20 protein-coding genes and 1 pseudogene are annotated in these 21,917 nt (G+C 72.6%); 14 read left to right on the forward strand and 7 right to left on the reverse strand.

Annotation, left to right across the window (positions count from 1 at the left end; translation table 11 throughout):
- Positions 1-196 precede the first annotated feature (196 nt).
- A complete protein-coding gene (locus IE244_RS00390; RefSeq protein ID WP_191870604.1) occupies positions 197-1,651 on the forward strand; it encodes an amino acid permease in 1,455 nt (484 codons plus the stop codon).
- On the forward strand, positions 1,648-2,703 hold the full coding sequence (gene dapE / locus IE244_RS00395; RefSeq protein WP_191870605.1) for a succinyl-diaminopimelate desuccinylase: 1,056 nt from the start codon (positions 1,648-1,650) through the stop codon (positions 2,701-2,703). The genes IE244_RS00390 and dapE overlap by 4 nt, the downstream gene beginning before the upstream one ends.
- On the opposite strand, the gene IE244_RS00400 is transcribed toward dapE, so the two are convergent.
- The gene (locus IE244_RS00400; protein ID WP_191870606.1) at positions 2,684-4,240 is read right to left on the reverse strand and encodes a PucR family transcriptional regulator; all 1,557 of its coding nucleotides are present in this window, start codon (positions 4,238-4,240) and stop codon (positions 2,684-2,686) included. The two genes, dapE and IE244_RS00400, sit on opposite strands and share 20 nt — an antisense overlap.
- Before the next feature lie 102 nt (positions 4,241-4,342).
- On the opposite strand from IE244_RS00400, the gene IE244_RS00405 reads away from it, so the two are divergent.
- From IE244_RS00405 to IE244_RS00415, 3 genes are read left to right on the forward strand one after another with little or no spacing between them, the layout of a single operon-like run.
- A complete protein-coding gene (locus tag IE244_RS00405) occupies positions 4,343-5,122 on the forward strand; it encodes a chorismate synthase (protein ID WP_191870607.1) in 780 nt (259 codons plus the stop codon).
- Positions 5,119-6,228, forward strand: coding sequence for an o-succinylbenzoate synthase (gene menC / locus IE244_RS00410; RefSeq protein WP_191870608.1), 1,110 nt, complete (start codon positions 5,119-5,121; stop codon positions 6,226-6,228). The genes IE244_RS00405 and menC overlap by 4 nt, the downstream gene beginning before the upstream one ends.
- A 32-nt stretch (positions 6,229-6,260) precedes the next feature.
- Positions 6,261-7,052 (forward strand): S16 family serine protease, encoded by a 792-nt coding sequence (locus IE244_RS00415; protein WP_191870609.1) that lies wholly within the window; start codon positions 6,261-6,263, stop codon positions 7,050-7,052.
- Positions 7,053-7,085: 33 nt separating this feature from the next.
- On the opposite strand, the gene IE244_RS00420 is transcribed toward IE244_RS00415, so the two are convergent.
- A complete protein-coding gene (locus tag IE244_RS00420; RefSeq protein ID WP_031159480.1) occupies positions 7,086-7,568 on the reverse strand; it encodes an Lrp/AsnC family transcriptional regulator in 483 nt (160 codons plus the stop codon).
- Positions 7,569-7,689: 121 nt separating this feature from the next.
- On the opposite strand from IE244_RS00420, the gene hppD reads away from it, so the two are divergent.
- Positions 7,690-8,835: a 4-hydroxyphenylpyruvate dioxygenase gene (hppD, locus tag IE244_RS00425; RefSeq protein WP_191870610.1), complete on the forward strand. Its 1,146-nt coding sequence runs from the start codon at positions 7,690-7,692 to the stop codon at positions 8,833-8,835.
- A gap of 10 nt (positions 8,836-8,845) precedes the next feature.
- Here hppD and IE244_RS00430 read toward each other — a convergent pair whose 3' ends face one another.
- A complete protein-coding gene (locus IE244_RS00430) occupies positions 8,846-10,309 on the reverse strand; it encodes a tetratricopeptide repeat protein (RefSeq protein WP_191870611.1) in 1,464 nt (487 codons plus the stop codon).
- Between the two features lie 92 nt (positions 10,310-10,401).
- On the opposite strand from IE244_RS00430, the gene IE244_RS00435 reads away from it, so the two are divergent.
- Positions 10,402-11,817 (forward strand): FAD-binding oxidoreductase, encoded by a 1,416-nt coding sequence (locus IE244_RS00435; RefSeq protein ID WP_191870612.1) that lies wholly within the window; start codon positions 10,402-10,404, stop codon positions 11,815-11,817.
- A gap of 26 nt (positions 11,818-11,843) precedes the next feature.
- On the opposite strand, the gene IE244_RS00440 is transcribed toward IE244_RS00435, so the two are convergent.
- Complete coding sequence (locus IE244_RS00440; protein ID WP_191870613.1) at positions 11,844-12,257, reverse strand: SsgA family sporulation/cell division regulator; 414 nt, start codon at positions 12,255-12,257, stop codon at positions 11,844-11,846.
- Positions 12,258-12,502: 245 nt separating this feature from the next.
- Between IE244_RS00440 and IE244_RS43370 the strand changes: the two are divergent.
- From IE244_RS43370 to IE244_RS00450, 3 genes and pseudogenes are all read left to right on the forward strand, one after another.
- Positions 12,503-12,595 (forward strand): annotated as a pseudogene (locus IE244_RS43370) (DUF2510 domain-containing protein); the annotation flags it as partial.
- A 576-nt stretch (positions 12,596-13,171) separates the two neighbouring features.
- Positions 13,172-14,416 (forward strand): RDD family protein, encoded by a 1,245-nt coding sequence (locus IE244_RS00445; protein ID WP_444545072.1) that lies wholly within the window; start codon positions 13,172-13,174, stop codon positions 14,414-14,416.
- Positions 14,417-14,510: 94 nt separating this feature from the next.
- Positions 14,511-15,299, forward strand: coding sequence for an RDD family protein (locus IE244_RS00450; protein ID WP_191870615.1), 789 nt, complete (start codon positions 14,511-14,513; stop codon positions 15,297-15,299).
- 78 nt (positions 15,300-15,377) lie between these two features.
- Here IE244_RS00450 and IE244_RS00455 read toward each other — a convergent pair whose 3' ends face one another.
- Positions 15,378-15,623: a hypothetical protein gene (locus IE244_RS00455; RefSeq protein ID WP_191870616.1), complete on the reverse strand. Its 246-nt coding sequence runs from the start codon at positions 15,621-15,623 to the stop codon at positions 15,378-15,380.
- Between the two features lie 348 nt (positions 15,624-15,971).
- On the opposite strand from IE244_RS00455, the gene IE244_RS00460 reads away from it, so the two are divergent.
- Together IE244_RS00460 and IE244_RS00465 are read left to right on the forward strand one after the other, a co-directional pair.
- On the forward strand, positions 15,972-18,326 hold the full coding sequence (locus tag IE244_RS00460; protein ID WP_191870617.1) for an immune inhibitor A domain-containing protein: 2,355 nt from the start codon (positions 15,972-15,974) through the stop codon (positions 18,324-18,326).
- A 121-nt stretch (positions 18,327-18,447) separates the two neighbouring features.
- A complete protein-coding gene (locus IE244_RS00465; RefSeq protein WP_191870618.1) occupies positions 18,448-18,765 on the forward strand; it encodes a hypothetical protein in 318 nt (105 codons plus the stop codon).
- A 69-nt stretch (positions 18,766-18,834) separates the two neighbouring features.
- Here IE244_RS00465 and IE244_RS00470 read toward each other — a convergent pair whose 3' ends face one another.
- A complete protein-coding gene (locus IE244_RS00470; RefSeq protein ID WP_191870619.1) occupies positions 18,835-19,422 on the reverse strand; it encodes a nicotinamidase in 588 nt (195 codons plus the stop codon).
- 97 nt (positions 19,423-19,519) lie between these two features.
- Positions 19,520-20,866, reverse strand: coding sequence for a nicotinate phosphoribosyltransferase (locus tag IE244_RS00475; protein WP_191870620.1), 1,347 nt, complete (start codon positions 20,864-20,866; stop codon positions 19,520-19,522).
- 57 nt (positions 20,867-20,923) lie between these two features.
- Here IE244_RS00475 and clpS point away from each other — a divergent pair, with 57 nt between their 5' ends.
- Both clpS and IE244_RS00485 read left to right on the forward strand, forming a co-directional pair.
- The gene (gene clpS / locus IE244_RS00480; RefSeq protein WP_031159507.1) at positions 20,924-21,241 is read left to right on the forward strand and encodes an ATP-dependent Clp protease adapter ClpS; all 318 of its coding nucleotides are present in this window, start codon (positions 20,924-20,926) and stop codon (positions 21,239-21,241) included.
- A 13-nt stretch (positions 21,242-21,254) separates the two neighbouring features.
- Complete coding sequence (locus tag IE244_RS00485; RefSeq protein WP_191870621.1) at positions 21,255-21,860, forward strand: DUF2017 domain-containing protein; 606 nt, start codon at positions 21,255-21,257, stop codon at positions 21,858-21,860.
- Positions 21,861-21,917: the final 57 nt, after the last annotated feature.

Consider the following 21,917-nt stretch of genomic DNA (forward strand, 5'->3'; position numbering starts at 1 on the left):
GCGGGGCGCTCGCCCCGCTGCGGCACGGGCACCGCTCAGGATCCTTGGCCGACCCGCACGCCCTCGCCGCAAAGGCCCCGCCTCCTTTGCCCATCCGGCCAAGAAGCACCCCGCAGCTTTGGCCGATGCGCACACCCCGCCGTCGCCGCCCCTCCGCATCATCAAGGGCCATACACCCCGAGGCGGAGGGAACAGCATGGTGGACACGGTGGGCACCCGGCCGGAGGCCGGCCGGCGCAGACCACGCACAGGCACACTCACCCGGCGCCAGCCGGTGCAACGTCTCGTCGGCGAGGCCGCCGGCAGCCCGCTCAAGCGGACCATGGGCGTGGCCCAGCTGACGCTGCTCAGCGTCGGCGCCACCCTCGGCACCGGCATCTTCGTCGTCCTGGGCCAGGCCGTGCCCGAGGCCGGACCCGCCATCGTCGTCTCCTTCGTGCTGGCCGGCGTCACCGCCCTGTTCTCCGCGCTGTCGTACGCCGAACTGGCCGGCATGATCCCGGGCTCGGGTTCCTCCTACAGCTACGCCTACGCCACCCTCGGCGAGCTGGTCGCCTGGGTGTGCGGATGGTGTCTGATCCTGGAGTACGGCGTCTCCGTGGCGGCCGTCGCCGTGGGCTGGGGGCAGTACGTCAACGAGTTGCTGGAGCTGACCTTCGGGGTGACCCTCCCCGCCTCGCTCAGCGCCCCGCCCGGCGCCGGGGGCACCCTCAACATCCCCGCCGCCCTCATCGTCGTCCTCGCCATGGTCGTCCTGCTGCGCGGGGCCAGGGAGAGCGCCGTGGCCAACACGGTCATGGTCTCCGTCAAGATCGCCGCCCTCGTGCTGTTCTGCGCCGTCGCCTTCACCGCCTTCCGCGCCGGGAACTTCCACCCCCTCTTCCCCCTCGGCGCCGCCGGCATGAGCGCCGGAGCGGCCTCCCTCTTCTTCTCCTACATCGGCTTCGACGCCGCCTCCACGGCGGGCGAGGAGGCCCGCGACCCCCAACGGGACCTGCCGCGCGCCATCATCCTGTCGCTGGTCCTCGTCACCGCCCTGTACGTGCTGGTCGCGGTCGCCGCACTCGGGGCCATGCCGTGGAAGCAGTTCGCGGGGACCGAGGCCACGCTCAGCGAGGTGCTCGTACGGTCGGTCGGCGGCGGGAACCTGTGGCCGGTGCTGCTGTCCGTCGGTGCGGTCGTCGCCACCACCAGCGTGGTGCTGACGGTGCAGTACGGGCAGATCCGCATCCTCTTCGCGATGGCCCGGGACGGTCTCGTACCGCCCCTGTTCGCCAAGGTGCACCCGCGCACCGGCGTGCCCCGCGCCAACACGGTGATCGTGTCCGGATTCATCGCCGTCCTCGCCGCCCTCGTGCCGCTCGGCAGCCTCGCCGACGCCACCAGCATCGGCACCCTCTTCGCGTTCATGCTGGTCAACCTGGCGGTCGTGCTGCTGCGCCGGCGCAGCCCCGGCACCCCGCGCTCCTTCCGGGTGCCGTTCTCGCCGGTCACACCCCTCCTCGGCGTCGGCTTCTGCGTCTACATGCTGGGCAGCCTGGGTGCCGGCACCTGGATCGCGTTCGGCGCCTGGATGGCGGCCGGGCTCGTCGTCTACGGCCTCTACGGCAACCGCCACTCCAAGCTCAACCAGCCTGAGGACCTCGTATGAGCACGCTCGACCCGACCGCCGACGTCGTCACCCTCACCCGTGCCCTCGTCGACCTGCCCTCCGAGAGCGGCGAGGAGGCGCGGATCGCGGACGCCGTCGAAGGCGCCCTGCGCGCCCTGCCCCACCTCACCGTCGACCGGGTCGGCAACTCCGTCGTCGCCCGCACCGGCCTCGGCCGTTCCGCACGCGCCCTGATCGCCGGGCACCTGGACACCGTCCCGGCCGCCGGGAACCTGCCCGCACGGCTCGCCGACGGCCGTGTGCACGGGCTCGGCGCCTGCGACATGAAGGGCGGGGTCGCCGTCGCCCTGCGGCTGGCCGCCACCGTGCCCGCGCCCGAACGCGACCTCACCTACGTCTTCTACGAGTGCGAGGAGGTCGAGGGCGACCGGAACGGGCTCGCCCGCATCGGTGCCGAGCGGCCGGAGCTGCTCGCCGACGCCGGCCTGGCGATCCTGATGGAACCCTCCGACGCGGGCGTGGAGGCCGGCTGCCAGGGCATCCTCACCGCCGACATCGTGGTCAGGGGCGCCCGCGCGCACACCGCCCGCGCCTGGCAGGGCGTCAACGCCGCGCACAAGGCCGGCGAGGTCCTGCGGCGGCTCGACGCGCACCGGCCCGAGCGGGTGGTGATCGACGGGCTGGAGTACCGGGAGGGGCTCGGCGCCGTCGCCGTACGGGCCGGGGTCGCCGGGAACGTCGTCCCCGACGAGTGCGTCGTCACCGTCAACTGCCGTTTCGCGCCCAGCCGTTCACCCGAAGAGGCGGAGGCCCACGTGCGCGGGCTCTTCCCGGAGTACGAGGTGCGGGTCACCGAGGCCGTCGCGGGCGCCCTGCCGCACCTGGACCGGGTCGGGGGGCTCGTCGCCGCGCTCGGTGCCGAGCCGAGGCCCAAGCTGGGCTGGACGGACGTCGCCCGGTTCGCCGCGCTGGGTGTGCCCGCGCTCAACTACGGCCCCGGGGACCCCGCACTGGCGCACACGGCGGGGGAGTACGTCCCCGTGGAGCACCTGCATCGGTGCGAGGCCGGGCTCAGGGCGTGGCTGGGCTGAGGCCCGCCAGTACCCGCAGCTGAAGCCACAGCACCAGCCGTTCGTCGGGGTCGTCCAGGTCGACCCCGGCGTGCTGCTGGAGCTGTCTGAGGCGGTAGCGGCAGGTGTTGGGGTGCACGGCCAGCAGCTTCGCCGCGCCCGCCATGTCGCAGCCCGCGTCGAACCAGCAGACCAGCGTGCGCGCGTACTCCGTGCCGTGCTCCGCGTCGTACGCCAGCACCCGCCGCCACGCGCCCGCGCTCAACTCGCGCCGCCCGCCCATCACTTCACCCAGCCGCAGCAGCGTCACCCGCGCCCGGACCTCGTCCACCGTGGCCACCGGCAGCTCCTCGTCCAGCACCCGCAGCACCAGGTCCGCGTCCGCCCGCGAATGAGCGAGCCCCTCCGCGTCCGGTACGACCTCGCCGAGCGCGGCCCGCACCGGCACCCGCAGCGCCTGCCCGGCCCGCGCCACGATGTCCTCGGCGAGCCTCCTGTGCCGCTCACCGGGGCCCGGCAGCACCGCGTACACCACCCCGTCCACCAGCACGCCCGCGTGCCGCCCGTAGCGCGCCTCGCACTGCAGCCGTACGACGTCCAGCAGCCGCGACGCCGTGCGCTCGGCGTCCGGGACGCTCGCGGCGGAGTCCAGCACGAAGGCCGCCACCCGGGCCGGGCCGGAGACGCCCAGGCGTTCGGCGGCCGTCGCCGAGTCCGCCGCCGTGCCGTCCAGCAGCCGGCGCAGCAGCTCGCTGCCCCGGTGCCGGGCCAGCTCCCGGGCCGCGCGCGCCCGCAGCAGGAGCAGGGCGGCCGTAGAGGCGCCCTGGGCGAGGGTGTCCTCGGCGTCCGGGGCGAGCGAGCCGCCGTCGACCACCCACACCGAGCCGAGCGTCTCCCCGCCGGCCCGCACCGGCACCGCCAGCCGGGGCAGGTCCCCGTCGGACAGCGCGGGCAGCCGGAGCGGGCCGGCGGCGGCGAACAGCCGGCGGTACTGCTCGGTGTTCGCCGTGCCCGTCGTCGGCACCTGACGGCCGAGGATGCCCTGCCGTCGGTCCTCGTCGATCGGCTGGCCGGAGACGGTGGAGTAGGCGAGGATCCGCTGCCTGGGGTCCTCGATGGCGGTGGCCCCGCCGGTCGCCGTCGCGATCGCGTCGGCCAGCGCGAACAGGTCGCCGAGCCCGCTGTCGGAGCCGGTGGCGCCGGGCCGGGCGGCGATGGCCGAGGCCAGCAGCAGATGCACGTGGTGCCAGGCGGCGTCCTCGGCGACGGACAGCAGCGCCACGCCCTGTGCCTCGGCCTCCGCGACCGGGCCGTCCGCGCCGCGTACCACCACGCCGGTCAGCCCCGCCTCCGCCGCCGCCCGCAGCAGCGGGCCCGCCCGGTCCGCCGGCACGCCGACCGCCAGCAGCAGCGCGCCGGGCAGCCGGGGGAGCGGGGTGCGGCCGTCGTGGAGCACGGCCTCGGTGACCGGTACGGCCTGCCCGGCGGGCGCGGTGTGCAGGTGCAGGGCGGGGCCGCCGACGACGTCCAGGAGATCGCCGAGAGTGCAGACGTCCATGAGGGCCCCCCAGCAGGCTGTTGGCGGATGGTGAAACGAACGTACGCATCCCTTGGCCGCTCGCACAACACACGTGTCCCCGGCTCCTTCGAGACTCGTGCCATGACAGCAGGAGTCACCATCCGCACCGTCCAGGACGTCGCCCGCCTCGCGGCCGTGGCCGACTACTTCAGCGACGTCTGGCAGACACCCCGCACCGCCCCGCCCTACCCGGCCGAGGTCCTGCACAGCCTGGTGCACGCCGGCGGCGCGGTCCACGCCGCCTACGACGGGCAGCGGCTCGCCGGGGCGTCCGTCGCCGTCCTCGGCCCCGAGCACAGCACCTACTCGCTGGTGGCCGCCGCCGACCGGGGGCTCGGGCACGCGGTGAAGCTGGCCCAGCGCGACTGGGCGGCCGGGCGCGGCGCGCGCACCATGCGCTGGACCTTCGACCCGCTGGTCGGCCGCAACGCCCGCTTCAACCTGGCCAAGCTGGGCGCCGTCGGCACGGAGTACCTGGTCGACTTCTACGGCCCCATGACCGACGGCGTGAACGACGGCGACGAGAGCGACCGGCTGACGGTGACCTGGGATCTGACGGCGGCCGGTGCCTCGTCCCCGTACGAGGACGAGGCCGAGGCCGAGGCCGGGGCCTGCGGTCCGGTCGTCCGCAGGGCCCCCGACGGCGACCCCCTCGCCCGCCGGGACCCGGCCGGCCGGCACGTCTGGTGCCGGGTGCCCGAGGACATCGTGAAACTGCGCGCCGCCGAGCCGGCCCTGGCGCTGCGCTGGCGGCACGCCGTGCGCGACGTGCTCCTGGACGCCTTCACGGAGGGGTTCCGGGCCACCGGCATGTCCCGTGACGGCTGGTACACCCTCACCCGCGAGGAGGCGGCGGCATGAAGCTCGAACGCGTCGAGATCGTGCACGTGGCGATCCCGCTGGTCACCCCCTTCCGCACGTCCTTCGGGACGATGACGGCGAAGGACACCTTCCTGCTGCGGGTCGTCACGGACACCGCCGAGGGCTGGTCCGAGTTCGCCGCCGACCCCGAACCGCTGTACTGCCCGGAGTTCGTCGCCGGCGCCGAGATCGTGCTGCGCGACTTCCTGATCCCGCGCGCGGCCGCCCTCCCGCACCTCACCACGGCCGCGCTCGCCCCCGCCCTGGCGAAGACCAAGGGCCACGAGCTGGCGAAGGCCGCCCTGGAGACGGCGCTCCTGGACGCCGAGCTGCGGTCGTACGGCATGCCGCTCGCGACCTACCTCGGCGCGGTCCGGGACCGGGTGCCCGCCGGGGTCTCCGTCGGCATCAAGAACTCGGTCCCCGAACTGCTGGACGACGTCGAGCGCTACCTCGCCGAGGGCTATGTCCGCATCAAGCTGAAGATAGAGCCCGGCTGGGACGTCGACCCGGTCCGCGCGGTCCGCGAGCGCTTCGGCACCGCCCTCCCGCTCCAGGTCGACGCCAACACCGCCTACACCCTCGCCGACGCCGAGCATCTGCGGCGGCTGGACGAGTTCGGGCTGCTGCTGATCGAGGAGCCGCTGGAGGAGAACAACCTGCACGCCCACGCCCGGCTGCAGCAGCGCCTGCGGACGCCGGTCTGCCTGGACGAGTCCCTACACCACGCGCGCGACACCGCCTCCGCGATCGCGCTGGACGCCTGCCGGGTGGTGAACGTCAAGCCCGCCCGGGTCGGCGGCTACCTGGAGGCACGCCGGGTCCACGACGTGGCGCACGCGCACGGCGTCCCGGCGTGGTGCGGCGGCATGCTGGAGACGGGCATCGGCCGTGCCCCGAACCTGGCCCTGGCCGCGCTCCCCGGCTTCACCCTCCCCGGGGACACCTCCGCCTCCTCCCGCTACTTCGCCGAGGACCTCACGGAGCCGTTCGTCCTCAAGGACGGGCACCTCCCGGTCCCGGCGGGCCCCGGCATCGGCGTCGCACCGCTCCCGGACGCGCTGCGCCGTTTCACCGTGGAGCGGCGGGACCTGTACACGGCATAAGGCACGGACGGTGACCGCGTTAGATTGATCCCGTGCTCTCACGTCTCACGCGTTCCCAGGCCGTAGCCGTCTGCGCGCTGCCCGTCGCGGCCCTGCTGGCCACGGCGGCGTTCGCGCCGCTGCCGTTCTCGGTGGCCCAGCCCGGCACGACCGCGAACGTGCTCGGCGCGGCCGAGGGAAGCCAGGTGATCACCGTCTCCGGCGCGCCCGTCCGCAGGACCACCGGGCAGCTGCGGATGGTCACGATCGTGGCGACCGGCCCGGACACCAGGGTGACCCTCGGTGACGTGGCCTCCAACTGGTTCCGCGCCGACCGGGCCGTCATGCCGCGCGACGCGGTCTACCCGAGCGGCGACACGCTGAAGGAGATCGAGAAGCACAACGTGGCGCAGATGAAGCAGTCCCAGGACGCGGCGACCCAGGCGGCGCTGAAGTACCTGGGGCTGAGCGCGGACAAGGTCAAGGTCACGCTGAAGCTCGCCGGCGTGGGCGGGCCGAGCGCGGGCCTGCTGTTCACCTTGGGGATCATCGACAAACTGGACGGCGACGGCAGCGGCGGCGAGCTCACGGGTGGCCGCACCATCGCCGGTACGGGCACCATCGACGCCGACGGCAAGGTCGGCGCGGTCGGCGGGGTGGCCCTGAAGACGCAGGCCGCCCGGCGGGACGGGGCGACCGTCTTCCTGGTGCCGAAGGCCGAGTGCGCCGACGCCGGGGCGGAACTGCCCAAGGGCCTCAGGCTCGTCCCGGTCACCACGCTGAAGGGGGCGGTGAACGCCCTGGTGGCCCTGGAGAAGGGCAAGGGCCCGGTCCCGAGCTGCTAGCGCCTCTCTTGCGGATCGTGCCGGCGGAAGGCCCTAGTCCCTGTCCCGGCCCTCCGCCGCCGCCTGTTCCACCAGGGGGATGATCCGCAGCGGAACGGGGTTCTCCATGACGATCGTCGTGGAGGCGCGGACGATGCCGTCGAAGCCGACGACCCGGTCGATCACCCGCTGCAGATCGGCGTTGGAGCGGGCCACCAGCCGGCACAGCATGTCCCCGCTGCCGGTGGTGGTGAGCAGCTCCAGCACCTCCGGCACGGTCGACAGATGCGCCCGGACGTCGGTCCCCTGGCCCTGCCGGATCTGCAGCGTCGCGAACGCGGTGACCGGGTAGCCGAGGGCCGCCGGATCCACCTGGGGGCCGAATCCGCGGATGACCCCGTTCGACTGGAGCCGGTCCAGCCGTGCCTGCACCGTGCCCCGTGCGACCCCGAGCCGCCGGGACATCTCCAGCACGCCGATGCGCGGCTCCTGGGCCAGCAGCACGATGATGCGCCCGTCCAGATGATCGATCGCCATGGGACCCCCAAGATGGTCATCCTGTACAGAAAGGCAGCCGATGCGGCCGTACCGCTGGGCAGATTGCCCAGTGAATACGCGAACTATTGCGCACCTTGCAGAGCGGGGCCACCCTTCCGCCATGACGCAGACCACACACCACACTCCCGACACCGCACGGCAGGCCGACCCCTTCCCGGTCAAGGGAATGGACGCGGTCGTCTTCGCCGTGGGCAACGCCAAGCAGGCGGCGCACTACTACTCCACCGCCTTCGGCATGAAGGTGGTCGCGTACTCCGGACCGGAGAACGGCAGCCGCGAGACCGCCAGTTACGTGCTGGAGAACGGATCCGCCCGCTTCGTGTTCACCTCGGTGATCAAGCCGGGCACCGACTGGGGCCGCTTCCTCGCCCGGCACGTGGCCGAGCACGGCGACGGTGTCGTCGACCTGGCCATCGAGGTCCCGGACGCCCGCGCCGCGTACGCCTACGCGATCGAGCACGGCGCGCGGAGCGTCGCCGAGCCGTACGAGGTGAAGGACGAGCACGGCACCGTCGTCCTCGCCGCGATCGCCACCTACGGCGAGACCCGCCACACCCTGGTCGACCGCTCCGGCTACGACGGCCCCTACCTGCCCGGCTACGTCGCCGCCAAGCCGATGGTCGAGCCGCCGGCCCAGCGCACCTTCCAGGCCATCGACCACTGCGTCGGCAACGTCGAACTCGGCAAGATGAACGAGTGGGTGGCCTTCTACAACAAGGTCATGGGCTTCACGAACATGAAGGAGTTCGTGGGCGACGACATCGCCACCGAGTACAGCGCGCTGATGTCGAAGGTCGTCGCGGACGGCACCCTCAAGGTCAAGTTCCCGATCAACGAGCCCGCGATCGCCAAGAAGAAGTCCCAGATCGACGAGTACCTGGAGTTCTACGGCGGCGCCGGCGTCCAGCACATCGCGCTGAACACCAACGACATCGTGCAGACGGTCCGCACCATGCGCGCGGCCGGCGTCGAGTTCCTCGACACGCCCGACTCCTACTACGACACCCTCGGCGAGTGGGTCGGCGACACCCGTGTGCCGATCGAGACCCTGCGCGAGCTGAAGATCCTCGCCGACCGTGACGAGGACGGCTATCTGCTGCAGATCTTCACCAAGCCGGTCCAGGACCGCCCGACGGTCTTCTTCGAGATCATCGAGCGGCACGGCTCCATGGGCTTCGGCAAGGGCAACTTCAAGGCCCTGTTCGAGGCGATCGAACGCGAGCAGGAGAAGCGGGGCAACCTGTAAGCGGCACGCCCTAGGCGCTGGGCGGCGGTTCCTCCGGGACGTCGCCCAGCGCCCGCAGCGCCTCCTGCGCGACCGGGACCTGCAACGGCGAGAAGTACGGGTTGAACCGCAGCGCCTGCTGAAGGTGCCGGCGCGCCGGAGCCTGCTCGTCCAGCTCCAGCTCGATCATGCCCCGGTGGAAGGCGTACAGCGCGCTGCGCACCCCGCCGCCCTTCGTCGCGTCCGTCGCGGTGGTGGCGTAGGTCAGCGCCTCCTCGTCGTCGCCGGCCCGGTGCAGCGCCCAGCCGAGCGCGTCGGCCACCTCGGTCCCCGGCTGCCGCTCCCACTCCGCCTCCAGCCGCTCCACGGCCTCCTGCGGGTCCCCGTGGTCCGCCTCGTACCGCCCGATCAGCAGCTCCTCGTCGACCCCGCCCGCCATCCCGCGCCGCACCAGCTCCAGCACCTGGTCGTAGCGCTCCCGGGCCTGCTCGGTCATGCCCCGCGCCTCGTACAGCTCGCCCAGCTCATAGGCACCCTGCGGACTCGGATGCCCGGTGAGCGCCGCCCGGTACGCCTCGTACGCCTCCGTGGTGCGGCCCAGCGCCGCCAGCACCCGGCCCCGTCCGGTCAGCGCCGCCCCCTGGTCCGGGTCGAGGCGTACGGCCGCCTCGAAGTGCCGCAGCGCGTCCTGAAGGTCCCCGCGCTCCCACGCCAGCTGCCCCAGCCCGGTCAGATAGGCGGCCTGCTCGGCCGGGGTGCCCGCACCGGCCGCGGCGTCGGCCAGCTGGGCCGCCGCGTCCTCGCGCCAGCCCCGGTCCCGGTACACCGCCGCGGCCCGCGCCATCACCGCGGGCCGCGCCGCCGCGCCGGTGCGCAGCCCCAGCAGCTTGTCCAGCGTGGCGCGGGCGCTCTTGTAGTCGCCGAGCCCGGTGTAGGCCTCGATCAGCGGCGGATACGCGGTCCACCGCTTCGGCGCCGACTTCAGCGCCTCCTCGCCGTACCGTTTCGCCGCGGGGAAGTCCCGGCGCGTCAGCGCCAGCGCGGTCAGCCCGTCCAGCGCCTCGGTGTTCTGTGCCGTCCGCAGGCGCAGGGACGTCTGCAGCGCCTGCTCGGCCCGCGGACAGTCCGCCGGGTCGGCCGTCCGGCGGGCCCGCGCCGCGTACGCCGCCCCCAGCACGGCCCACGCCCGCGCGTCGCGGGGCTGCGCCCGCACCCGCTGCTCCTGCAGCGCGATGAGCGCCCCGAGCTGCGGCAGCGCGGCCGGCAGTCCCGAGGTCACCGCCGTCAGCGCCTGCGCCTGTGCCTGCGGTCCGGCGGCGGGCGGCGGTACCGCCCGGTGCGGCCGTCCGCCGGGCAGCAGGGTCAGCACCGCGCCCGCGGCGACCCCGCCCGCCAGCGCGGTGACCAGCACCCGCCGCGGCCACCGCCGCGAGCGGCGCGGCGCCGGCGGCTCGCTCGGCAGGGACGTACCCCGCACGCCCACTCGGTTGTCCATGGCGCTCACTGTGCGTCAATATGACGATCACATCCGGGTGGCCCAACCGGAGGGCGGCCGGGGTTCACACCGATGGCCGTGAGTGTCACCCTTTGATCATGAGCCGTATCGAAGCGCCCCGCTCCGAAGACGCTGTGGTGACCGGCGACCTCACCGGCCGGCTCCTGGCCGGCCTGCCGGCCGAGGCCGTCCTGACCGACCCCGGCGTCACCGCCTCCTACTCGCACGACATGGCGAGCTTCTGCCCGGCCGGCGCCCCGGCCGTCGTCGTCCTGCCGCGCACCGTCGAACAGGTCCAGCACGTCATGCGGGTCGCCACCGAGCTGCGCGTCCCGGTCGTCCCGCAGGGCGCCCGCAGCGGCCTGTCCGGCGCCGCCAACGCCACCGACGGCTGCATCGTGCTGTCCCTGACCAAGATGGACCGGATCCTGGAGATCAGCCCCGTCGACCGGATCGCCGTGGTCGAACCGGGCGTGATCAACGCGACCCTCTCCCACGCGGTCGAGGAACACGGCCTGTACTACCCGCCGGACCCCTCCAGCTGGGAGATGTGCACCATCGGCGGCAACATCGGCACGGGCTCGGGCGGCCTGTGCTGCGTCAAGTACGGCGTGACCGCCGAGTACGTCCTCGGCCTGGACGTCGTCCTCGCCGACGGCCGCCTGATGTCCACCGGCCGCCGCACGGCCAAGGGCGTCGCCGGCTACGACCTCACCCGGCTGTTCGTCGGTTCCGAGGGCTCGCTCGGCATCGTCGTCCGGGCCGTCCTCGCCCTCAGACCCAAGCCGCCGCAGCAGCTGGTGCTGGCCGCCGAGTTCCCCTCCGCGACCGCCGCCTGCGCGGCCGTCTGCCGGATCATGGAGGGCGGTCACGTCCCCTCCCTCCTCGAACTGATGGACCGTACGACCGTCAAGGCCGTCAACGACCTCGCCCACATGGGCCTCCCGGAGACCACCGAGGCGCTGCTCCTCGCCGCCTTCGACACCCCGCATCCCGCGGCCGACCTCGCCGCCGTCGGTGAGCTGTGCGAGGCCGCCGGTGCCACCCAGGTCGTGCCGGCCGACGACGCGGCCGAGTCCGAGCTGCTGCTCCAGGCCCGGCGCCTCTCGCTGACCGCGCTGGAGGCGGTCAAGGGCACGACGATGATCGACGACGTGTGCGTGCCCCGCTCGCGGCTCGGCGCGATGCTGGAGGGCGTCGAGCGGATCGCCGCCAAGTACGGCCTGACCATCGGCGTCTGCGCGCACGCCGGTGACGGCAACACCCATCCGACCGTCTGCTTCGACGCCCAGGACGCCGACGAGTCCCGGCGGGCCCGCGAGTCCTTCGACGAGATCATGGCCCTCGGCCTGGAGCTGGGCGGCACCATCACCGGCGAACACGGCGTCGGCGTGCTGAAGAAGGAGTGGCTGGCCCGGGAGATCGGCCCGGTCGGGGTCGAGATGCAGCGGGCCGTGAAGCAGGCCTTCGACCCCCTGGGCATCCTCAACCCGGGCAAGGTCCTCTGAGCCCTGCCGCACCGGGCTCCCCGGCCTCACCGGGCGAGCAGCTGGTCGAGCGCGTCGTCGATGCCCAGCTGCCCGCCCTCCGTGCCCGGCGGCACCGCCCGCAGCGTCCGCTCCAGCCACGCCGACACCTGCGGGACGGGCGCCTCCAGCAGCGCGTCCCCGTCCGGCGAGCTGAGCGCCATCAGCACGACGCTGCGCCCGTCGACCTTCGTCGGCCACACCCGCACGTCCCCCTGGCCGCGCGGCCGGAACACCCCCTCCACCAGCAGGTCGCGGGCGAACGTCCAGTTGACGGGGGACTCGGAGGTGATGTGGAAGATGATGTGGACGGCGTACGGATCGTCGGAGCGGTAGCTCAGCCGGGCCGGTACCGGGATGCTGCGCTCCGGCGACAGGATGAGCCTCAGTTCCAGCTCGCGCTCCACCACGATGTGCTCCATGACCTGCGTTCCTTTCCTCGTCTGCGCTGGTCGGACCCGCTCGGGACGGGCTCGCACCGGGGGAGAGCGGGCGGCGGGCGGGCCATTACGCGGGTTCGGGGAAATTTTTTTCGTGGATCTGTGAGAGCCCAGCACGGCGATGCCCGGAAAGGGGTGGGTCCTGCGGGACTGGCGCTGAGGGCTGCCCCGGTCTGATAGATGTGGAGGCCCCCATCCCACCCCCGAGCAGATACGGGACGACGGACATGAGCGCCCCAACCCCGGCCCCAGGTGACGACAGGCCCCGCGAGGGCTACTACCCGGACCCGTCCATCCCCGGATACGTCCGGTACTGGAACGGCTCCTCCTGGGTGCCCGGCACCAGCCGGCCGGCGCCGAAGGACGGCGAGCCGCTCGTCCCGCCGCCCGGCGTCCGCGCCGCGTCCGCGGCCGTGGAGGAAACGGGCCCGCACTTCTTCGACGAGGACCCGCAGCCGACGCCCTCCGGGCAGGACGGGGCCGGCGCGTGGACGGCCGACGGCCCCGGCGGCACGGGCCACGCCGGGTACGGCGCACAGGGCACGACGGGGCAGGCGGGTGCGTCCGGTTACGGCGCGGGGCAGCCCGGTGCCGGCGGTCAGGCGGGGCCCGGGGCCGGGGGCCCGCACGGGCAGCGGGGCGGTGGCGGCCAGGGCGCGGGGCAGGCCGGTGCCGGTGGTGCCGGCCGTGCCGGGGGGCGGTTCGGGTCGGCCGGCGACGGCGACGGCCGTACCCCCGCCGACCCGAGGGTGCCCGCGGAGAGCACGGCCCGGCCGGCCGGGCAGGCCGGCACGGCCCCGGTCCAGCCGGCCGAGGGCGACGAACCGGACCCCGGCGGCACGTTCCTCTTCCGCCGCCCGGTCCCGGGACCCGCGGCCGTCACGGACGACGGCACGATGACCTTCCGCCCGGTACCCGGCCAGGGCCGCGCGCCGGCGTCGGGCGGCCGGGGCACCGGGGCCGCGGACGCGCCCCACGGCACACGGCCGGCGCCCGGCGCCGGAGCGCCCTCCGACGCGGAGGCCGGCGCCGGCGCGCACGCGGGCCCGGGTGCGTACGGTCCGGCTCAGGGCGCGGCCGCGGGTGCGTACGGTTCCGGTCAGGGCGCCGGTTTCGGTCCGCACGGTTCGGCGCAGGGCACCGGCTTCGGCGCCCCCGCCCCCGCCCCCGGTGCCGAGGCCGGGCCGGGTGCCGGCTTCGGGGCACAGGGGCCGGCCCATCCGGGCCACGGTCAGGTCCCCGGCGCGCAGGCCGCCGGCTCGGGAGCGGCGCCCGGCGGCCCCGCTGCGGCCGGTACCCCCGGTGCGTCCGGCGGCTTCGGACCGCAGGGCCCCGTCGGTTCGCCCACCCCGCCCGCCGCGTCCTCCCCGACCCCCGCCCCGGCCGGAGGCCCCGGCTTCGGGGCCGGCAAGGCCGCCGCGGCGCGTGCCGCCGGGCAGGCGGGACAACCGGCCCAGGCCGCGCCCGCCTCCCTGGCGCCCTCGGTGCCGGCGCAGGGCGGAGCACCGGCGACCCCGGTGACCAGCGGGCCCGGTGGTGGTCAGGCCTCCTGGGCGCAGCAGGTGCACCAGCTGGCCGGGGGTGGTGACGAGCCGCCCGTGGTGCCGTGGAAGCCGCCGGTCGAGGACCCGTTCCAGGCGGCCGCGCGCCGCCAGGCCGCCGCCCGCCCGGCCGGCCTCGGCAGGCGGTTCGCCGCCCGGCTGATCGACAGCCTGGTGGTGGGCGCGGTGACGGCGGCCGCCGCCGTACCGCTCGGCCTCCAGGCGGCCGACCACATCCAGGAGAAGGTCGACGCGGCCAAGCTGTCCGGCCGCGAGGTCACCGTCTGGCTGCTCGACGGCACGACCGCCACCAGCCTCGGCATCGTGCTCGCCGTCCTGCTCGTCTTCGGCGTCGTGTACGAGGTGCTGCCGACCGCCAAGTGGGGCCGCACCCTCGGCAAGAAGCTGCTGGGGCTGGAGGTGCGGGACATCGAGGCGCACGAGCCCCCGGCCTTCGGCCGTGCGCTGCGCCGCTGGCTGGTGTACAGCGTGCCCGGGCTGCTCGGCATCGGGATCGTGGGCGTGCTGTGGTGCCTGTTCGACCGGCCGTGGCACCAGTGCTGGCACGACAAGGCGGCTCACACCTTCGTCGCCGGCTGACCCGAGGACCCGGGGTGCCCGGGCCACGGCACCGGGTACTCCGTACGGCCGCCCGCCGGGTGCGGAACCGGGGCGTTCGCGGTCCACTCGGGCCATGAGCAGCGAACCGCCCCCCGGCTCCGGAGAGCAGCCCCCCGAGGACGACCCGTTCAGGAAGCGGCCCCCGTCGGACCAGGGGCAGGGGCCGGGCTCGCCGTACGACACCCCGTACGGCGGTGCCCAGCAGCCCCCGCCACCGGGCGGCGGCGGGAAGCCGCCGGGCGGCGACCAGCCGCCCCCCTACGGCGGCGGCGAGCCCCCGCCGCCGTACGGCGACCAGCCCCCACCGCCGTACGAAGGAGGCCAGCCCCCTCCCCCCGGCGGCGGCCCGTACGGAGGCGCCGGGGGTCCCTACGGTGCCGGCGCCGGTGGTTACCCCACCGACCCGCTGGCCGGTATGCCGCCGCTCGCCGACAGCGGCAGGCGGACGCTCGCGCGCATCGTCGACATGATCCTCGTCGGGATCGTCGTCTGGCTGCTCACCTGGGCGTTCGGGGTGCGCGAGTACCAGGTCAACGACGATCACATCGAGGTCGGCCGGTCCGTCGCGCAGTCCGTCATCGCGGCCGTGCTGTACATCGCGTACGACACGTTCATGATGACCAAGTACGGCCAGACCCTCGGCAAGCAGTGGCTGAACATGAGGGTGGCGAACCTGGACAACGGCGCCACCCCGTCGGCGCAGACCAATCTGATCCGCGCCCTGGTGCTGTGGCTGCCGTTCGCCTTCTGCTGCGCCTGCGTCTGGACGGCGATCTGCGGCGGCTGGAGTTTCTTCGACAAGCCGTACAAACAGGGCCTGCACGACAAAGCGGCCAAGACGGTGGTGGTCGCCACCCGTTGAGCGAAGTGTGATGGGTGGCCATACGACAGCGGCGGATCCGTGGAGAGCATGGGACCGCCGCTGTCGTACGGCCACCCGTCACAGGGCGGTGGACACCGGCTGTTCCTGGGGCGCCGGCTCGGTGGATGCGGCCGGTGCTTCGGTCGTGCGGACCGTCGGCAGTGGCACCGTCATCGCCACGAGCAGCCCCAGGGCCAGTGCCGCCAGGGCGATGACGGTGATCCCGAGGCCCGAACTCGTCTGGGACAGCAGCAGCATGGCGAGCGTCGAGAAGATCACGGTGCAGGAACCGTAAACGAGCTGTGCGGCAGTCGGACGAGGCATGGCAATCGTGTCCTAGGGAGACTTCAGGGGGAGGGCTGAGGCGTGCCGTTCGACTCTCTTCGCGTGCATGCCCGAACGGGAGCCCTGGTAAGCGTGACCTAACCCACGCTACGGGGTGCACGGGGGGCGCACGGAGTCATGGGGTGGAGGCATAGTCCGCGAGCAGGTTCGTAAAGCGGACGTTCAATCCGCATAGTGCACTTGGCCTGCACAAGTCAAGGACTGTCTTTTCTTCTAAACCTCTAGTCAAATTACGGCACTTGATTACACGCGTTGATCATGCGCCCACGGATTCCTCCATGACCCGGAACCCCCTGTCCGTGTGCGCGGCGCGGGGGAGGAACTCAAGTGACCAGCAGATCCTGGACGTTCAGAGCGGCCGCGATCGGGGTGACGCTCGCGGCGGCCTCTGCCACGTTCGCCACCTTCGCCGTCGCGGAGGCGAGCACCCAGGCCCGGTCCGCTGCCGCCAACCGGCACGACCCGGCCCCGGTGAAGCAGCGGGCCCACGACCTGGACGGCCCGCTGAGCAAGACCCAGGAAGCCCAGCGCCGGGAGGCGCTGAACCAGCTCATATCGGGCAAGGCCAAGGCCCAGGAGCGGAACGGCTCCAAGGTCGTGGCGCTCAAGAGCCGCAAGGGCAAGAGCAAGTACGTCGAGCTCAGCCGCGAGAAGACCGACAAGATCTTCACGATCCTGGTGGAGTTCGGGGACAAGACCGACCCGAAGTTCGGCGGCACCGCGGGCCCGCTGCACAACCAGATCGCCGCGCCGGACCGCAAGAAGGACAACTCCACGGCCTGGCAGAAGGACTACGACCGGAAGCACTACCAGGACCTCTACTTCGGCACCGGCAAGAAGACCGAGTCCCTGAAGAAGTACTACGAGAAGCAGTCCTCGGGCCGCTACTCGGTCGACGGCGAGGTCTCGGACTGGGTCAAGGTCCCGTACAACGAGGCCCGCTACGGCAACAACGCCTGCGGCCAGACCAACTGCCCCAGCGTGTGGAACGTGGTCAGCGACGGCCTGAACGCCTGGGTGGCCCAGCAGAAGGCGGCCGGCAAGTCCGACGCCGACATCAAGAAGGACCTCGCCCAGTACGACCAGTGGGACCGCTACGACTACGACCACGACGGCAACTTCAACGAGCCCGACGGCTACGTCGACCACTTCCAGATCGTGCACGCCGGTGAGGACGAGTCCGCGGGCGGCGGCGCCCAGGGCAAGGACGCGATCTGGGCCCACCGCTGGTACGCGTTCGGTACCGACAAGGGCTCGACCGGTCCCGTGAACAACAAGCTCGGCGGTGCGCAGGTCGGCGACACCGGTGTCTGGGTCGGCGACTACACGATCCAGCCGGAGAACGGCGGCCTCGGCGTCTTCGCCCACGAGTACGGCCACGACCTCGGTCTGCCGGACGAGTACGACACCGACGGCGGCGACAACTCCACCGGCTTCTGGACCCTGATGTCGTCCGGCTCCTGGCTCGGCACCGGCAAGGAGTCCATCGGCAACCTGCCCGGCGACATGAACGCCTGGGACAAGCTGCAGCTGGGCTGGCTGAACTACGACACCGCCAAGGCCGGCACGCAGTCCACGCACAAGCTGGGCGTCGCCGAGTACAACACCTGGAACAAGCAGGCCCTCGTGGTCAACCTGCCCGACAAGGCGGTCACCACCACGATCACCGAGCCGGCCGAGGGCAAGGCCCAGTGGTGGAGCGGCAGCGGCAACGACCTGAACAACACGCTGACCCGGTCCGTGGACCTCACCGGCAAGTCGTCGGCGAAGCTGGACCTGGACGGCTGGTGGGCCACCGAGGACGGCTTCGACTACGTCTACACCGAGGCGTCGACCGACGGCGGCGCCAACTGGACGCCCCTGGACGGCACGGCGGACGGCCAGGCCATCCCGCGTGACGCCAGCGGCAAGCCGGCGCTGACCGGCTTCTCGCAGACGCACAAGAAGCTGTCGTTCTCGCTGGACGCCTACGCGGGCAAGAAGATCGACCTGCGCTTCCGCTACGCCACCGACGGCGGTGTCGCGGAGAATGGCTTCGCGGCCGACCAGATCAGCGTGACCGCCGACGGCACCGCGCTCTTCTCGGACAACGCCGAGACGCAGGACGCCGCTTGGACGTCGAACGGCTTCTCCCGCATCGGTGCGTCCTTCACCAAGGACTACAAGCAGTACTACATCGCCGAGAACCGGCAGTACGTGTCGTACGACAAGACGCTCAAGGTCGGCCCGTACAACTTCGGTTCGGCCCAGCGCCCCGGCTGGGTGGAGCACTACCCGTACCAGAACGGCCTGTTGATCTGGAAGTGGGACACCTCCCAGGCGGACAACAACACCAACGCCAAGGACCACCCGGGTACCGGTCTGATCCTGCCGATCGACTCGCACCCGACGGCGCTGAAGTGGGCCGACGGCACGCTGCTGCGCAACCGCATGCAGGCCTACGACTCCCCGTTCAGCCTGTACGGCACCGACGGCCTCACGCTGCACAAGGCGGACGTCGCGACGGTGATCAAGGCGTCGAAGGGCGTGTCGGTCTTCAACGACCACACCAGCACCTACTACGACCCGACCAACCCCACCGGGGGCGTGAAGGTCACTGACACCAACACCAAGATCGCGATCGTCAAGGAGGCCAAGGACGGCTCGACGATCTTGCTGAAGGTTGGCCCCGCGGTGAAGTAGTCCGCATTTTTGCAGGTCAGGCGCGTATCGGCGGCAACCCCTTGGCGGGTTGCCGCCGATCGTGTTTAGGTGCGTCCTGTGGACCGCTTATTGACACCGACCGAAACGGGGATGTGACCGCATGGCCGCTGGAGGCTTCTGCAAACTGCCGAACGGCACGGTCGTGGTGGCACTGAACCTGCCCTACGGCTCCGCCGGGGTGCGCGTCCTGGTGCACGCCCAGAACCGGGCCCGGGCCCTGACCAGGCTCCGCAACCTGGGGTTGCGCGCTATCTACCTCCGGGGGAACGCCGCACCCCCCACGCCGGACGAGATCACGGCGGTGCTGCACCACCCGGACGGCCTGATATGGCGCACGGCACCGGCGGACAACGGTGTCATCGTCAATGAGCTGTGGCACCCCATCCGGGCGTTGCTTCGCAGCTCAGCGGTGGTCTAGCCGTCGAGCGAGCGGGTGCGCGGCCGGCCCTCGGGCCCGTCGCGGCCGCTCACCCGCGCCGGTCAGCCGTCAGACGACGGGCTTGCCGGTCAGCTCCACCCCGGCCCCCCGCAGCTCCTCCAGTGCCCGCTCGGTGGTCTCCTCGGCGACCCCCGCCGTCAGGTCCAGCAGGACCTGCGTACGGAACCCCTCCCGCGCGGCGTCCAGCGCGGTGGCGCGCACGCAGTGGTCCGTGGCTATGCCGACCACGTCGACCTCGTCGATGTGGCGGGCGCGGAGCCAGTCCGCCAGCGGGACGCCGTTCTCGTCGGCGCCCTCGAAGCCGCTGTAGGCCGCCGCGTAGGCGCCCTTGTCGAAGACCGCGTCGACCGCGCCGGAGGCGACGGCGGGGGCGAAGTTCGGGTGGAAGCCGACGCCCTCCGTGCCCGCGACGCAGTGCGCGGGCCAGGAGCGGACGAAGTCGGGGTTGTCGGCGAAGTGGCCGCCGGGGGCGATGTGGTGGTCGCGGGTGGCCACCACGTGCCGGTACCCGGTGCCGGCCGCCTGGCCGATCAGTTCGGTGATGGCGGCGGCCACGTCCGCACCCCCGGACACCGCGAGGCTGCCCCCCTCGCAGAAGTCGTTCTGCACATCTACGACGATCAAGGCGCGGCGCATGGTGGGTGTCCTTCGACTAAGGGTTAAGTAACTGAGCCTAGAGACTTCCGGGCCCGTGCGGGAGGGGGCGTTCGCGGGGGCGGACGACGGTCCCGCTTTAGCTACCCGAGCGCCCGTTGACGTACTCCGTCGGAATGACGGGTTCCCCCCGGGACAGCTGGGTGGCGGAGAGCGGGAGATTGGCGCGGGCGGCGATGTGGCGGTCCCTCGGCACGTCCAGTGGCTCGCGGGCCACCACGTCACCGCCCTTGATCAGCTCGACCAGCAGCTGACGGTCGGCGAGGTCCGCCGGGACCGGGCCGGTGCCCACGACCTCGGCCTCCGCCACCCCGTCCTCGTCCAGCCGGCGCGCCGCCCACTTGCGGCCTCCGACGGAGGTCTTGCCGCCGCTGGACTTCTTCGCGACCGGCACCAGCGGGGCCTTCGGGTCGGCGGTCTCGGCGCGGGCGACCAGCTTGTAGACCATGGAGGCGGTCGGGTGCCCGGAGCCGGTCACCAGCTGGGTGCCCACGCCGTAGGCGTCCACGGGCGCGGCGGCCAGCGAGGCGATCGCGTACTCGTCCAGGTCCGAGGTCACGACGATCTTCGTGTTCGTCGCGCCCAGCTCGTCCAGCTGCTGCCGCACCCGGTGGGCCACGAGCAGCAGGTCGCCGGAGTCGATGCGGACCGCGCCCAGCTCGGGGCCGGCCACCTCCACCGCCGTACGGACGGCCTCGGCGACGTCGTAGGTGTCCACGAGCAGCGTGGTGCCCCGGCCGAGGGTGTCGACCTGGGCCTGGAAGGCGTCCCGCTCGCGGTCGTGGAGGAGGGTGAAGGCGTGGGCCGAGGTGCCGACGGTCGGGATGCCGTAGCGGAAGCCGGCCGCGAGGTCGGAGGTGGTGGTGAAGCCGCCCACGTACGCCGCCCGAGCCGCGGCGACGGCCGCCAGCTCGTGGGTGCGGCGCGCGCCCATCTCGATCAGCGGGCGGTCACCCGCGGCGGAGGCCATGCGGGAGGCGGCCGCCGCGATGGCCGAGTCGTGGTTGAGGACGGAGAGGATGACCGTCTCCAGCAGGACGCACTCGGCGAAGGTGCCCTCGACCCGCATGATCGGCGAGCCCGGGAAGTAGACCTCGCCCTCGGGATAGCCCCACACGTCCCCGTCGAAGCGGTAGCCGGCCAGCCACTCCAGGGTGTCCTCGTCGACGATCTTCCGCTCGCGCAGGAAGCCCAGGACGCCCGGGTCGAAGCGGAAGTTCTCCACCGCGTCCAGGACACGTCCGGTGCCCGCCACCACGCCGTACCGGCGCCCCTCCGGCAGCCGCCGGGTGAAGACCTCGAACACGCTGCGCCGTTCGGCCGTACCGGCCTTCAGAGCGGCCTGCAGCATCGTCAGTTCGTACTGGTCCGTGAAGAGCGCCGTCGAGGGAACATCCACCGGCAGCCCAAGGTCCGCTGTGTTCATGGCAAGGGATCCTACCCCCATTTCGTCAGTGTGACGATTTTTCCGAGCCGTGGCAGCATGGGCACTGTGACGTCACCCGCGCCCGTAGAGATCGAACGCACCGAATCGGCGGAGGAGGTCTTCGCCGTACCCGAGCCCGACGTCCCCTGGGTCACGATCGTGCACAACGACCCGGTCAACCTCATGAGCTATGTGACGTACGTCTTCCAGATGTACTTCGGCTACACCAAGGACAAGGCCACCAAGCTCATGCTCGACGTCCACCACAAGGGCCGTGCGGTCGTCTCCAGCGGTACACGCGAGGAGATGGAACGCGACGTGCAGGCGATGCACGGTTACGGTCTGTGGGCCACCCTCCAGCAGGACCGGAAGTAGCGAACCGACTTACATGCCCGGACATTTCGAACCGCTTCCCGGCGGCGGCGCGGCCGTCGCGCTCGACGACGTCGAGATCTCCATCATCCGGTCGCTGGCCGTCCAGCTCCTGGAGCTCATCGGACCCGGCCCCGGCGCCGACGGCCCCGAGGACCCGCTCGCCGAGCTGTTCGCGGAGGGCCCGAGCGAGCCGCCCGCCGACCCGGTGCTCAAAAGGCTCTTCCCGGACGCCTACAGCGACCCGGAGCAGGCCCCGGACTCGCCCGCCGAGGCCGAGCGGCGCCGGGCCCACTCCGCCGAGTTCCGCCGCTACACCGAGAACGACCTGCGCGCCGGCAAGCGCGAGAACGCGCTCGCGGTGATCCGCGCCCTGGATGCGCTCGCCCCGGTGGACGAGGGCGGTGCGGTGCTGAAGCTGGTGCCGCAGGAGTCCCGGCAGTGGCTCGGCGTCCTCAACGACCTGCGGCTCGCGATCGGCGCCCGGCTGGAGATCACCGACGAGGACGACACCGATCTGCTCTACGGCCTCCCCGACGAGGACCCGCGCAAGCCGATGGTGATGGCCTATCTGTGGCTCGGCGGACTCCAGGAGACCTTGGTCGCCACCCTTATGCCCTGATCCGGAGGATTACGTCACCAAAGGTGACGCCCGGAGTGTTCGCTCAGAGGACGCTCA

The sequence above is a fragment of the Streptomyces filipinensis genome, assembly GCF_014649495.1.
Lineage (GTDB): Bacteria > Actinomycetota > Actinomycetes > Streptomycetales > Streptomycetaceae > Streptomyces > Streptomyces filipinensis.

What these genes read in the sequence shown, in the direction of transcription:
- IE244_RS00420 (WP_031159480.1), bottom strand. Translation starts at nt 7,568, where the DNA reads ATGGCGATCGATCATCTGGACGGGCGCATCATCGTGCTGCTGGCCCAG.
- menC (WP_191870608.1), top strand. Translation starts at nt 5,119, where the DNA reads ATGAAGCTCGAACGCGTCGAGATCGTGCACGTGGCGATCCCGCTGGTC.
- IE244_RS00445 (WP_444545072.1), top strand. Translation starts at nt 13,172, where the DNA reads ATGACCTTCCGCCCGGTACCCGGCCAGGGCCGCGCGCCGGCGTCGGGC.
- IE244_RS00465 (WP_191870618.1), top strand. Translation starts at nt 18,448, where the DNA reads ATGGCCGCTGGAGGCTTCTGCAAACTGCCGAACGGCACGGTCGTGGTG.
- clpS (WP_031159507.1), top strand. Translation starts at nt 20,924, where the DNA reads ATGGGCACTGTGACGTCACCCGCGCCCGTAGAGATCGAACGCACCGAA.
- IE244_RS00455 (WP_191870616.1), bottom strand. Translation starts at nt 15,623, where the DNA reads ATGCCTCGTCCGACTGCCGCACAGCTCGTTTACGGTTCCTGCACCGTG.
- IE244_RS00400 (WP_191870606.1), bottom strand. Translation starts at nt 4,240, where the DNA reads ATGGACGTCTGCACTCTCGGCGATCTCCTGGACGTCGTCGGCGGCCCC.
- IE244_RS00475 (WP_191870620.1), bottom strand. Translation starts at nt 20,866, where the DNA reads ATGAACACAGCGGACCTTGGGCTGCCGGTGGATGTTCCCTCGACGGCG.
- IE244_RS00470 (WP_191870619.1), bottom strand. Translation starts at nt 19,422, where the DNA reads ATGCGCCGCGCCTTGATCGTCGTAGATGTGCAGAACGACTTCTGCGAG.
- IE244_RS00390 (WP_191870604.1), top strand. Translation starts at nt 197, where the DNA reads ATGGTGGACACGGTGGGCACCCGGCCGGAGGCCGGCCGGCGCAGACCA.
- dapE (WP_191870605.1), top strand. Translation starts at nt 1,648, where the DNA reads ATGAGCACGCTCGACCCGACCGCCGACGTCGTCACCCTCACCCGTGCC.
- hppD (WP_191870610.1), top strand. Translation starts at nt 7,690, where the DNA reads ATGACGCAGACCACACACCACACTCCCGACACCGCACGGCAGGCCGAC.
- IE244_RS00430 (WP_191870611.1), bottom strand. Translation starts at nt 10,309, where the DNA reads ATGGACAACCGAGTGGGCGTGCGGGGTACGTCCCTGCCGAGCGAGCCG.
- IE244_RS00440 (WP_191870613.1), bottom strand. Translation starts at nt 12,257, where the DNA reads ATGGAGCACATCGTGGTGGAGCGCGAGCTGGAACTGAGGCTCATCCTG.
- IE244_RS00405 (WP_191870607.1), top strand. Translation starts at nt 4,343, where the DNA reads ATGACAGCAGGAGTCACCATCCGCACCGTCCAGGACGTCGCCCGCCTC.
- IE244_RS00450 (WP_191870615.1), top strand. Translation starts at nt 14,511, where the DNA reads ATGAGCAGCGAACCGCCCCCCGGCTCCGGAGAGCAGCCCCCCGAGGAC.
- IE244_RS00485 (WP_191870621.1), top strand. Translation starts at nt 21,255, where the DNA reads ATGCCCGGACATTTCGAACCGCTTCCCGGCGGCGGCGCGGCCGTCGCG.